Genomic DNA, 13,236 nt, shown 5'->3' with positions numbered 1-13,236 from the left:
TTAAATATTGATCTACAAGGATGAATCACTATAGACCAATATATGTGTATTGATTCAATAAATCTACATAGAGTTATAACATAGGCTTATTACAGCAAGAAGTAGAAGAAATGGTCCAAGAGTTAGGTGTTTTGTTGAAGAACATTAAAGCAGATATTATGCTTCAGCAAATCAAGGGCATTCTCAAAGAAGGAAATGACAAGCTTGCGAAACAGGAGTCGGAGGTGCGTGCTAAAAACATTCAAGAAAGTTTAGTTGATTGTTCTAATTTTTTGGAAGGTTTTGCAAAAATTCTATGGGTCGAATTAGAAAAAGATCTCTCAAATTTGAAAGAAGTGAAGTTGCAAATTAACAAAGAGTTGAAAAATAACCTGGAAGGTCTAGGAATAACACAAGATTTTATAAAGCTTCCAGAGAGTGGTAAGCAAATTGCTAAGAGCGCATTTATTCGCAATACAATAAATACTTTAAAGGAAAATGTTTCAGAGCATCTAATGAAGCTTTTCCAGGAGGTTTTAACAAGTTCTAAAGTAACAGATCAAAATCAATCGAGTAAAGCATTAGAGGTGCTTTTAGCAAGTGTTGAAGCTTCAGGATTGATAAAGTATGAATATTGGGGTCTATTAGACTTCGCGTATCCGATAAATAAGATGAAGAGTGGTCATTATTGTATAATGTGCATAAGTTCTACTTCAAGCATTATGGATGAATTTGCGCGTAGAGTAAAGCTTAACGAAAATATCATTCGCCACTTGTCTGTTCGGGTTAATAAATTTTTTGAAGGTAAATCTCATATGATGAATAAAGAAGTTGAGGAGCAAAGCGCATAATGACAAGAAAACGAAGTAATTTTAATGATTCTTATGTATCTGTAAATAACAGGACTGGGTTTAGGCGTTCTAAAGTTTGTCCTCTTGCTGCGCTGGGAGATGAAGAAATAGATTATAAGAATACGGATTTATTATCTAAATATATCTCTGACTATGGTAGAATATTACCTAGAAGATTAACAGGTGTGTGTGCAAAAAAACAGAGGAAATTGCGCTTAGAAATCATAAGGGCACGTTTTTTATCTCGTATTCCTTACTGTACTAAAAAAGTTTAGGTAATTTATGTTAGTAATTTTAAAGGAAAATATAAGAACTCTTGGTAAGTTAGGTGAAATTGTGAAGGTAAAGCCTAGCTATGCACGCAATTTTCTTTTTCCACAAAAGAAGGTGGTTAAAGCTACTAAGGAGAGTATAGCAAAACTGGAGGAGCAACGTTCCTTTTTAGAAGAAGAGAATATAAGAAAATTGAATTTGGTAAAGGAGCTAGCAGCGTCTCTTACTGGTAAGTTTGTGGTGTTGGTAAAGCAAGCTTCCGAGGATGGCAAAATTTTTGGTTCTGTAACAACAAGAGAAATTGCGAAATCTTTGCTACAGGAGTGTGAAATTGATCACCGTAAAATATCCTTTAATGGAGTAAAAATAAGAAACTTAGGTGAGTATCAAGTGGATATAGAACTTTACAGTGAAGTAGTGGTACCAATCACTGTTCATGTTGTGAGGTCAGAAACAGATGCGCATGAGTTAAGGCAGGTAAAATTACAAAGCCAAAAGTCACAGCAACAAGAGAGTCAGACTGCAGAGCAAGAAGATATAAACGATAAGTAACCGTCATTACGATCTCTAACCAAGTAGCTGATACTTGAAGTTGTTTGCACTGCTTTATCTTTTCTCGATAGTGAAAAGGTTCTGGATCCGAATATAACAGCTATGGAACATCAAGACACTACCCTTAAAATTAATAATATCGGAAACCGATGCTAAATTGTGTAAGGATATCAATAGAAACAAAAAAAACTACTTGACAAATCTTGCCAGTCTTGTTACCATAGCAGGGAGGGTGTTTCTGACTCAAAACTTGTTTTTGATCTGCAGGCTCAATGACAAAACTCAGGGTATTTTTTGGCGGATTGTGTCAAATTATAGCGGCTGCATGTCTTTTTCATTTTTTCTACATTCAGCCAAATCGTGCTTGAACTAAGCGTCAGTAAATTATTATAGCGCCAATTTAAAGTATTATAGAGTCAAAACTCGCCACTCAGGGCTTCTTTTGCCTTTTTCTCCTTTGGTAAATTTTTTAATATTTATGGCTAAAGCAGTTTAAGAGTACACAAAAAACGCCAATATTAAAAATATAGTTGGTCTAATTTGCTCAAACCTTCTTGTCTGACTTGAGTTTCTGCTTAACAACAACCTCAGAGGCCAGGGCTTCTGCCCTGGCTTTAGTTACAGTAGTGAATCAGATATAAATTTACTCACGCACTTTCACTAACCGTCGTTTATCCACACATACACCACCCATGCTTGAGGATGGTGCAGCAAAAGGTTCACTACTAGCACCTCGTGATGATGACGATTCTGATGAGCTATCAATCCCAATAACAGTACCAACTGATGTATCGGAAGTAGAACTACTGAGCGATGACGCACTTCTTGATGAAGCCCGTGAAGAACAATCGCGATTAAGCTTATGTTTACCGTCAGACTTCATAGTATCAAATTCTGAAGAATCCCGGAAACTTTCTATAACACACGTATAAACAGGATTCTGAGGATTTTCCACAACACGCACAGGAAGGGGACCTATGGGGCCTTCAGGATCACTGGTAGGAAGTTCTTGTGAAGAATATACACCACTATCATCCATCATACCTATTCCACTTGAAGGTCGCGATGCATCAAATTCAGAAGAAAGAGCACTATCTGCAGAAAGATTACGTCCACCACTATTACGCCTTTTTCTTATTCTTTCAGCATCTGACAGATTTCTAGTATTTACAGAATCTTGCATATAATCATAACCCTCATCCGGATTCTGCCCAGACATTGAAGGGTCAGGATTATTCTTTGCATCAGCTGCTGGAACAACTACTACCGCTCCTTCTGTCCCTGGCTGGAGCTGAGGCAGAGGCACTGGAGAAGACACTGAAGAAGCGTGCCTGGGAGACTCCGAACCTATTCTTGAACTTGGCCCAAGATCAGCTGCAAATTCAAAATGTCCAGTTCTTCCATTATATGCAATTGGAAACTTCACAATTTCAGGAAGTAACTGAGCAATTCCTTTATTAGAGATAGCGTAAACTGGGTTTCCATAATTAGTACTACATGTCTTTTCAGTCTTACCCATAATGTCACTCGCTAAATTTGTATATTTTGCATTAATTTTGTACCTATCATTATGCTTTAAAAATTCAAGCCGACCATCACATGTTTTTGTTAAAGGTATCAGGACAAAATTATTACCACTCTTTATTTTCCTTTTATCTGTAAAAACATCATAATCATAGAAATCAATGGGTTTTTCTATCTGTTTAGAAATTAGACTACTCAAAACGTCTTTAAAATTTTCAACTTTGGAATCTTCCGTGCCTGGAGTTTTAAAATCAAATGCTACTTCTTTTTTAACATATTTTACCACATTTTCGATTACCTTATCGCTGATGTTTTTAATATATAACACACCATCTTTATCTTCATAAAAATCTGACTTCTTAAGATTACACTCTTTCAATCTAGAGTTAAATTCTTGAATATATGCCTCTTTAAATGATTCAAAAGCCTCTGAATCATACCCTTCCCTCTTAAAGTACTCATCACTAAAAGCTATACAGTACAGATAGCGTTTTCTCAAAGGATTAAACTCACCTATCGCTCCTGTTTTAACAGTACCTCTTATCCACTCACGCGCTTCTTCTTCCGTTATCTTTACTTCTTTCTGTAGACATGCAATCACTTTCAATATTACAGCCCTTTCAAATTCATTAGCAAAATGAATTTGAAAGTTACGGATTACTTCTTTATTCGTAGAATCTGCAAGCTTTACTTTCTTCACATCTTTACTTATGTATTTCTCCTCCTCATTGTTTAAAACAAATGGAAAATAGTTTAAGTTATAATATCTACTTGCTTTTTCTTCGGTAATGCAGTGTCGTTTTATTATCTCCTTTCCTATCCCACGCAGATATCTTGCTACGTCAGTACCATACTTAAACAAACCAACAATCTTGTTACCTTCTACAGTAAAATTAGTATTGATCCTACCACAAGCATAATTATTTAAGTTAAAAGCATTAACCAGCTCTTTTATAAAATTACTCATAACTCCCCCATTAAAATTGTTGTAAAACAACATTACTTACTCTTGTTCTTACTACTACTGGCACTAGTAGAACTGCTACTACCTAGTTGTGTACTAGGCTTGCTATTTGTACGTTCCCACTCTGCTCTGTTTTTCTCCTTGTTAGGACCAACAAATTCCAACCTGTCACTTGGAATCCATGTACCATCAGGTTGAGGCCCCCAATTACTTTTCTTACCATTATTACCATGCATATTGCCCCTCTAGTAAAAATATTATGCAATTAGTATACTACAAGCAAATTATCAATGTAAATACTTTTTTGTATTTTTTTTCAAAAAAATTTTATTCGTTCTTTCATATTCATGGATTCCAGCGTCACGCGCTGGAATGACAAAAAGGAGTGCTGGAATGAAATTATCCTTTGTCATACAAATAACCCATAGAATGTTATAATTCATCAAAACATCTCTACTGTTTTCTCATCTTTTGATTTCACATGGTCCTACTACCCCTTGATGATACTTCTTCTGGTGCCTTTCCTATTGATTCTACATGATTATTAATTTTTACACTACTACACTCACTTTTTGGCTGAGCATTCTTCACAGAACTTTGCTGAGGTTCGTTCCTACCACTAGCATGAGACTTTCCATTAGTTCCCACTGGAACTTGAAAATGATCAATCGGATAATCGTGCTTAATACTAGCAGCAGACTTTTCTTTTTGAGCTTTCCTTTCAGCAACTTTTGCTGCAAGTTTAGCATAAGGGCTATCTGCTTTTTGACCATTAGTAGACTTGAAGTCTTTTTTAACACTGCTAATAGTACTGCAGTTATTATCAGATGTGGCGTACTTTACATTAAAACCATTAGTAAACGTCATTCCTCCAACACCATTATTAGCATTAAATTTCCTTTTTTCATAGCTAAACAATTCTGCTACATCTCTGGAATCAAATGCTATTTCACCAGCCCCAGGCACTTTCCCCGGCGCTTTTTCTGGAGGTGCAGCTACATTCGGTTTTTGTGGTGGCTGTGTTGGTTTCTTATTTTCGTTCTCTTGTTTCCTTTCCACTTCTTGTTTTGGTCCCCCACCATTTCCCTTATTCATATCATCTTTGGGCACAGGAGGTAATATATCTTTCAGAGGTTTTGGTAAAAGATCGTGCTCTTGCTTGGTCAGAGTGATTGGCTTTTTCAACCAGCTTTCAGCATCAAGTGCTGGAATGACATCATACTTGAGTTGAGGCTTTTCTTTCGCATCTACTTTTATTTCTAAGTTTTCACGAACTTCTTTCGCTGATGCTTTTTCTTTACCTTCTTCTTTGGCTGTTTCCACTGAAGCCGTCAGCTCAACTGAAAAGAGCTCAGCAAACATCGCAATAATTGAACCAACTACAAAAATTTGAAGCTTTAATTTCAGATCACGAAGAGCCTCAAGACGCTCCAATATTGCCACTTCTTCTTCCTGGGACAAACCACCACTGAACAATTTCTCATATAATTCTTTTATCTCTTTGTCGATCTTTTGCTGGAAACTCAAATCGCGAGAGAAGATCGCCTTGATTAGCTTATTAAATTTATCCCGTAAAAACTTTATAACTGCTGCAACCCACGCTTGCTTTTCTTCTTCTTCACGCTTTTTTATCATATTGTAGACTTGCGGACCTGTCTCTACTCCAAGCTCGCTATCCATGAAGTTGAAAAATTTAAAAAGCTTCGCCAGCAAACCATCTATGCCATTTGTAAAATTATCTTCATTTTCCGCAGCACTCAGCTCGACATGGGATAAGATGTCCTTAACTCCGTCAGAAGCTTCCTGCTCAAGCTTGAGTTTAAGTTTCTCGTACTCGACCTCTGCTTGTTTTAACTTATCGATAATTGCCTGTCTGGCAAGCTCGTCTGCAGCTCCTTGGATTTTTTGCAACTTCTCCTGTAAAGCTAAGTCTGCTTCTCTGATACAAGCTTTGAAGATTGAGTTATCGCTTAAATTACCATTTTCTCCTGGAAAATTTTTCATTACTTTTACCTCTTTAATTTTTTGCATTAGTCCAATTTTACAGTACCAAATATTTAATAAGTCTTAATTATAAAGTTGTTAATAATCTCCCATAAAGTTTTATGTTATATACATTATATCATACACATACAACTTTTCAATAATATCTTCTCTATTTATTCTAAGGCTTTCAACCTGTTTTAACGCCTGTCTCTTTAAACTTATCCTTGTGAGCATTGATTTTTCCCCAGCTATTGCTTTCCCTTTTTCTGTGTTAAGTGTTTGATATTGTATCTATTATAGCTTGCTATGGAATATTATGCAAACATATTTTTGCTTGCTGCGGAGCCCACCCGCAAAACCTTGCCCAGAGCAGCTTTTGGCCGACACTTTTAACGAAAGATTTACTAATTGACTTGTTATTTTATGGTTTGATCAATGGTAGTGTTGTTTAAGTCTTTAGCAATAAGTATTACTGAATTAATATGAATTCATTCAAGAAAAGATAAAGCAGTGCAAGTAACCAATTTTACTACCGTGGTTAAAATTCTGCAGCTTCTTCACGTTCACCCAGGTTTTGAAGCACTACTGCCATATTATTCTGAGTTACTGAAGTGTCTGGGTGGTTTGGATCTAAAATTACTCTTTGAACATCAAGCACCTCAGTGTAAAGCCTCTTCGTATTTGCCTTGTTTGGAAAGCGCTTTAGAGAAGAGGAACCGTTGGCGATCTTGGTCATAAGAACCGCTGCGAAGTAAGGTTCTCTTCTCTGGTTGATTATACTGAAAGTTCCGAACAACTGATTGAGCTTTGCAGTTGTTTATCCGCTACTAGGTCATTTAAATAAGTTTCAGGCTTATTGTCTATTTTTCCTAACAACTGACTCTCTGACCGACTAATGTTAGCAAGGGAAACAGCAGCAAGTATAGAATTAATTGTTCCCTTCACCAGCTGTTCTAGTGAAAATCCTTTCAACTTGCGTGTTTGCTCTGCTTTTTCAATCTCACGCCTTGAGCCTTCAAAAGGAATGAACCTGGTTGCTTGTATTACCTCTTCCACATTCTTGCTACTTTTCAAGCGACCAAGATATTCTCTAGCTGTCATACTTATTTCTTTCTTATCTAGGTGATCTTGAAATTTTTTGCTACTTAGATTCATGTCAGCATTGATGAGTAACGGTACACTGCCTCCTACATGAATTTTAGTGCCAAAGTCATATAACTGTATTCTGGATATCTCTTGACCATTAACCTTAATAAGACCAAGCTTCTTATCCTGTTCTGCTAGAAGTTGACGTTCTGTTTTAATTTCTTTTGCTAAAATTTGCTTATCTTCATTGGATAATAACTTATTAGCTTGCTCAACATCAAAGTATTCAACAAGCAAACCTTCTTTTTCTACTTTATAGCCAGCAGATTTTATTCCCTTTTCTACAACCTTCATAAGCTGATCAACATTTTTTAATCCAGAAACAAATGCTGCGTTACAATCAAAATAAGCATAATTATCACCTGTTCTGTAAATCGCAACAACGTGATTGCTTGTTACTAAGTGAATAGCAAAATCACCTTTAACTACAGCTATGTAACTTGATAAATCGCCAAGTGTTTTGTACCCCTTCGTATGAATTAGGCTTGAAGGTAGACTATTCGTAGTGGAGTCTAGCTGTTGCTCAAAATCATCAAGTAATTTACTAAAAGCAAAAACTTTTCTTTCTTCCCTTTTAGATGCCTGCTTACCTTGAACTATGCGTTCGTAAATCTCAGTGGAAGTCTTTAAATTGCTTAAAAATGATTCGCCGCCCTGTGATAGTAAAGCCTGAGATAAGCCACGCGTGATAGCAGTACACTTACCATTAATTTTAACATTCCTTGCTTCAAAAGAAGGTAAATAAAGACCTTGTTTTACTGATTCAATTGATGCGTTTTGTAAATTACGTGATACAAATTGTGATAAGTGCAAATGTGCTTTCTGTTGTTTTTGATAAAATTGTATTGAAGATCCACTTGCTTGTTTTGTCGATACTATCTCAATATGGCGGTTAGTTAATAAAGTACTAGGATGATCAGAACCTAACTTGGCCTTTTTAATATCAAGCACCTTCCGAAGAATTCTTAAAGCCTCACTATAGTTACCTTGGTTACAGAGCACTCCCGCCATATTACTACGAGTCATTAAAGCATCGGGATGATCAGGGCCCAAAACATCTCGTCTTCTTTGCATATTAAATACTTCCCGATAGATTTCTAAAGCCTCACTATAGTTACCTTGTTTGTCAAGCACTCCTGCCATATTATTACGAGTCATCAAAGTATCGGGATGATTAGGACCTAAAACATCTCTTCTTTGTTGAACATTAAGTACGGCCTGATATGTCTTCAAAGACTCACTGTGTTTACCCTGTTTGGAAAGCGCTACTGCCATATTATTACAAGTCATCAAAGTATCAGGATGATCAGGGCCTAAGACATCTCTCCTTTTTTCAAATACTGCCTGATAGCTTTTCAAAGCCTCACTGTATTTACCTTGGTTGGAAAGCACTACTGCCATATTGTTACGGGTATTTAAAGTATTGGGATGATTAGGACCTAAAACATCTCTTCTTTGTTGAACATCAAGTACAGCCTGATATGTCTTCAAAGACTCACTGTACTTACCTTGTTTGTCAAGCACTAATGCCATATTATAATGAGCTATTAAAGTGTCGGGATGGTTAGGACCTAAAACATCTCTTCTTTTTTGAATATTAAATACTTTCTGATAGATGTTAAAAGCCTTACTGTAGTTACCTTGTTTGTAAAGTACACTTGCGATATTATTATAAGTCCTTAAAGTATTGGGATGATCAAGTCCTAAAATTTCTTCTCTTTTCTCAGATACTTCCTGATATATTTCCAAAGCCTCGCTGTATTCACCTTGGTTGGAAAGCGCTATTGCCATATTATGACGAGTACCTAAAGTATCGGGATGATCAGGGCCTAAAACATCTCTTCTTTTTTGAATATCAAATACTGCCTGATAGCTTTTCAAAGCCTCACTGTACTTACCTTGGTTGGAAAGCACTACTGCCATATTGTTGCAAGTACTTAAAGTATCAGGGTGATCAGGGCCTAAGACAAATTTTTGAATATCAAACACTTCTTGATAAATTTGTAAAGCTTCATTGTATTTACCTTGTCTATAAAGATCTACCCCCTTATTATAGTGAATATTCAAACCATTCTCCCCTTCCATTCTTTTACGGAGTAATTCCGCAATACTTGAACAACCTTTATCTCTGGCAAGATCAATTGGCTTTTTACCATCTCTAGTTTCAGCATACATATCAGCTCCTCTATTAATGAGAAACCTCACAACTTCTAACCTGTCAAAACATGAAGCGTAGTGTAGTGGTGTACGACCGTCATTATTAGTATCGTTAATATTTACCCCTTGATATCGGAAAAGCTCAGGAAAATCAACAACATTTACATGTGCACCATAATACTCTCCATCTAGAAAAAACTCTATAATATCTTTACGTCCATTCATAGCAGCAATATGTAAAACCTTATTTCCATCATTGTCCTTAGCATGAACATCAGCTCCTTCGCTTACAAGAAACTCTACAACTTCTAACTGACCGTCCTGTGCAGCAAAGTGTAATGGTGTCTGACCATAATTGTCCTCAGCATCGATATTAGCACCTTTATCTACTAGAAACGTTACAATATCTAAATAACCGTCCCATGCAGCAAAATGCAATGGTGTACGACCTTTTTTATTTGTGTCATGGATACTTGCTCCATTGCTTAGAAGAAACTCTACAATTTCTTGATAACCATCTGTAGCAACATGAATAGGTTTTGTACCATAGATATTTTCAGCATGGACATTAGCACCTTTGTCAACAAGGAATTCTACGGTGTCTAGTTCACCTTTCCATGCAGCATAATATAGTGATGTACGACCTTCTGTGTCAGGATCATTAATATTTACACCTTTACTCAGAAAAAGCTCTACAATGTTTGTGCAACCTTCCATAGCAGCGACATGTATAGGCTTTTTGCCGGCAGAGGTATTATCTTTGGCATGAATATTAGCTCCCTTACTAATTAAAAACTCTGTAACTTCTAATTCACCTTCTGATGCAGCACAGTGCAGCGGCGTCCAACCATCTTCATTAGGATCATTTACATCGGCACCTTTACGTATAAGGTATTTCACTGCTTCTAAATCACCATTTTCAGCAGCATCGTGCAAAGAAGTATAAGTGGGACTTTCCCTTTCTGTATCTGAGCCATCTAATATACCTAAAATTTCTATGTGCCCTTCTTCTCTAGCACAATCTAAAGGTGTTCTACCACTATTATCTCTAGCATTAATATCAGCACCTTTCTCTATGAGAAACGTTACAACATCTAAATAACCGTCCCACGCAGCAAAATGTAATGGCGTGCTCCCTTCTTTATTTGTGTCATGGATACTTGCTCCATTACTTAGAAGAAACTCTACAATTTCTTGATGACCATCCGTAGCAACATGGATAGGTTTTGTACCATAGATATTCTCAGCATGAACATTAGCACCTTCATCAATAAGAAATTCTACAGTGTCTAATTTACCTTTCCATGCAGCGTAATATAGTGATGTACGACCTTCTGTGTCAGGATCATTAATATTTACACCTTTACTCAGAAAAAGCTCTACAATGTTTGTGCAACCTTCCATAGCAGCGACATGTATAGGCTTTTTGCCGGCAGAGGTATTATCTTTGGCATGAATATTAGCTCCCTTACTAATTAAAAACTCTACAATTTCTAATTCACCTTCTGATGCAGCCTGATGTAGCAGTGTAAAGCCATTTTCATCATGCTCATTGATGCTTGCCATACCTGTATTTACAATGTATTTTATTGCTTCTAATTTCCCCTTTTCAGCAACAATACGCGAGAAATTATGATAACCCAATATTTCCACAACTTCTTTATGTCCTTTTTCTCTAGCATAATCCAAAGGCATTTTGTTATGATTGTCCCTAGCATCAATATTAGCACCTCTCTCTAATAGAAACTGTACAACTCCCAAATGACCTTTTTCAGCAGCAGAGTGCAACGCTGTACAGTTATTCCAACCAGGAGCATCAATATCCACTCCCTCTTGATTAAGAAGGAATTCTACAATGTTCTTATATCCATTTAGAGCAGCAAGGTGCAAAGCCATATCTCCATTAGCATTCTTAGCATGAATATTTGCCTTCTTATCTAGTAAAAATTGTATGATTTCTAGGTAACCTCTTTTAGCAGCAAGATGCAATGGCGTCCAACCATTTTCATTAGGATCATTAATACCGGCACCTTTACTTATAAGATATTTTATTGCTTCTAAATCGCCCTTCTTAGCAGCATCGTGCAAAGAAGTATAAGTGGAACTTTCCCTTCTTGTTTTTGGACTATCTAATATATCTAAAATTCCTGTGTGCCCTTCTTCCTTAGCAATATCTAAAGGTGTTTTTCCATCATTGTTCTTAGCATGAACATCAGCCCCCTTACTTACAAGAAACTCTGCAACTTCCAGCTGACCATCGTTTGCAGCATAATGTAGAGATGTCCAACCATCTTTATCGATGTCATTAACGCTTGCCCCTTTACTGAGAAGAAACTCTATGATCTCTCGGTAACCTTCAGTAGCAACAACATGTATAGGCTTTTTACCATAAGTGCTGTTTCCAGCATGAATATTAGCACCTTTGTTCATTAGAAACTTTATAATCGCTAGATGGCCATTCCACGCAGCATAATATAGTGATGTACGACCTTCTTTATCTGCCTCGTCAACACTTATACCTTTATTTAGGAAAAACTCTACGACATCCATGTGACCTTCAATTGCAGCGACATGTATAGGCTCTTTACCAGCTTTGGTACTATCTCTTGCATGGATATCAGCCCCTCTATCAAGGCACCTTTGAACCCTAACAAGGTTGCCTTGTTCTACGGCATTGAATAATTCCTGATCAACTTCTCTCACAAGCCCTCCAAAGTTGTTACTAAATTATGTGAATTCTAGTACTTATATCATAGATATTTTTGGCATACAACAATTTTTTGAGATTACAAGTTTTGGCTTTGTCAAAAAAATGATGAGAAAAGTTAAGCTGTAGTAAATGAAGAAATTGGTAGTAAAAAAGCCTGCAGCAAAGTGTAAATAAGGTTAAAATCAACCATCTGATAAAAATTTTATTACATTGTTTCCAAACTCACCATTTCCAGCAACGCAAGATAGCTAGTGTGAGGGCTTTTCGTTCTGGGGTCGGTAGTTAAGGCAATTGAACATGGAATTTTTAGTATTGCTTTTTTTAATATGGAAAGTATAGTCAGACATGAGTGCAATTTGCACTGGTAACAAATTTTATAATAGCATGGTATTTCTCAGTTAGAGATAGGGGGTATATGTGACTATTCATGAGCAAGGTCAACCAACATTAACAAATGATCAAGAGAAGTTAAATAAAGGGCTACTTGACATTTTATATAAATTAACAATTAATAATGATCTCAATGACAGCACTCTTGAAGATATAAATTCTCTCTTATGCAAAGGAGCTGATCCAAATGTGCGAAATCAAAATGGATGTACTCCATTACACCTTGCTGCTGAAATTGGCAACATAGAAATAGTAAGTGTCTTAGTAAAACACGGGGCAAATGTTAATGCAATTGGTTGCAATGGATGGACTCCTTTACATTTGGCTGCTCAAAATAACCACAAAGATGTAGTCGAAGTTTTATTAAATAATAAAGCAAATGTTGATGCAATAGAAAGTTCTCTTGGATGGACTCCTTTACATTTGGCTACTAGTAATGGCTATAAAGAGATAGTCAAAGTCCTAATAGAAAAAGGGGCTAATGTTAATAAAGAAGATGAAGCTGGATGGACTCCTTTACATTTTGCTGTCATGAGAGGCAAAGAAGATGTAGCAGAGGTTCTAATAGAAAAAGGGGCAGATCCTTTATTAAAAGATAAGTACGGTAAAACTCCAATAGATTGGGCCAAGAATCAAAATATGAAAAACATACTTAATAAAACGACGAAAGGAAGCCTAGCTGAGAATGGAAATGCGACACAACC

At 36.4% G+C, this 13,236-nt stretch carries 10 protein-coding genes; 4 read left to right on the top strand and 6 right to left on the bottom strand.

Going from position 1 to position 13,236, the window contains the following annotated elements:
• Window positions 1–110: 110 nt before the first annotated feature.
• Genes rpsF through rplI form a run of 3 tightly spaced genes read left to right on the top strand, consistent with a single transcriptional unit; the run spans window position 111 to window position 1,655 of the window.
• Entirely contained in the window at window positions 111–830 is a 720-nt protein-coding gene (gene rpsF / locus DM84_RS01190; protein ID WP_250777785.1) for a 30S ribosomal protein S6, read from the top strand.
• Complete coding sequence (rpsR, locus tag DM84_RS01185; protein ID WP_250777784.1) at window positions 830–1,105, top strand: 30S ribosomal protein S18; 276 nt, start codon at window positions 830–832, stop codon at window positions 1,103–1,105. The genes rpsF and rpsR overlap by 1 nt, the downstream gene beginning before the upstream one ends.
• A gap of 7 nt (window positions 1,106–1,112) precedes the next feature.
• A complete protein-coding gene (gene rplI, locus DM84_RS01180; RefSeq protein ID WP_250777783.1) occupies window positions 1,113–1,655 on the top strand; it encodes a 50S ribosomal protein L9 in 543 nt (180 codons plus the stop codon).
• 643 nt (window positions 1,656–2,298) lie between these two features.
• Here rplI and DM84_RS01175 read toward each other — a convergent pair.
• The 6 genes from DM84_RS01175 to DM84_RS01155 all read right to left on the bottom strand — a co-directional run bounded on the left by DM84_RS01175 (window position 2,299) and on the right by DM84_RS01155 (window position 12,135).
• Window positions 2,299–4,146, bottom strand: coding sequence for a hypothetical protein (locus DM84_RS01175; protein ID WP_250777782.1), 1,848 nt, complete (start codon window positions 4,144–4,146; stop codon window positions 2,299–2,301).
• A 32-nt stretch (window positions 4,147–4,178) separates the two neighbouring features.
• On the bottom strand, window positions 4,179–4,379 hold the full coding sequence (locus tag DM84_RS01170; protein WP_250777781.1) for a hypothetical protein: 201 nt from the start codon (window positions 4,377–4,379) through the stop codon (window positions 4,179–4,181).
• Window positions 4,380–4,430: 51 nt separating this feature from the next.
• Window positions 4,431–4,556, bottom strand: a complete 126-nt coding sequence (locus DM84_RS06055) for a hypothetical protein (protein ID WP_284706096.1) — start codon at window positions 4,554–4,556, stop codon at window positions 4,431–4,433.
• Between the two features lie 64 nt (window positions 4,557–4,620).
• Window positions 4,621–6,147 (bottom strand): DUF515 domain-containing protein, encoded by a 1,527-nt coding sequence (locus DM84_RS01165; protein WP_250777780.1) that lies wholly within the window; start codon window positions 6,145–6,147, stop codon window positions 4,621–4,623.
• 520 nt (window positions 6,148–6,667) lie between these two features.
• Window positions 6,668–6,865, bottom strand: a complete 198-nt coding sequence (locus DM84_RS01160; protein WP_250777779.1) for a tetratricopeptide repeat protein — start codon at window positions 6,863–6,865, stop codon at window positions 6,668–6,670.
• Window positions 6,866–6,903: 38 nt separating this feature from the next.
• Complete coding sequence (locus tag DM84_RS01155; protein ID WP_250777778.1) at window positions 6,904–12,135, bottom strand: ankyrin repeat domain-containing protein; 5,232 nt, start codon at window positions 12,133–12,135, stop codon at window positions 6,904–6,906.
• A 424-nt stretch (window positions 12,136–12,559) separates the two neighbouring features.
• Here DM84_RS01155 and DM84_RS06110 point away from each other — a divergent pair.
• The coding region (locus DM84_RS06110; RefSeq protein WP_250777776.1) for an ankyrin repeat domain-containing protein at window positions 12,560–13,236 on the top strand (677 nt) is incomplete at its 3' end.

The organism is Wolbachia pipientis (assembly GCF_023661085.1).
Lineage (GTDB): Bacteria > Pseudomonadota > Alphaproteobacteria > Rickettsiales > Anaplasmataceae > Wolbachia.
The sequence above is the reverse complement of the archived record's forward strand: the minus strand, read 5'-3'. Positions and strand labels throughout refer to the sequence as shown.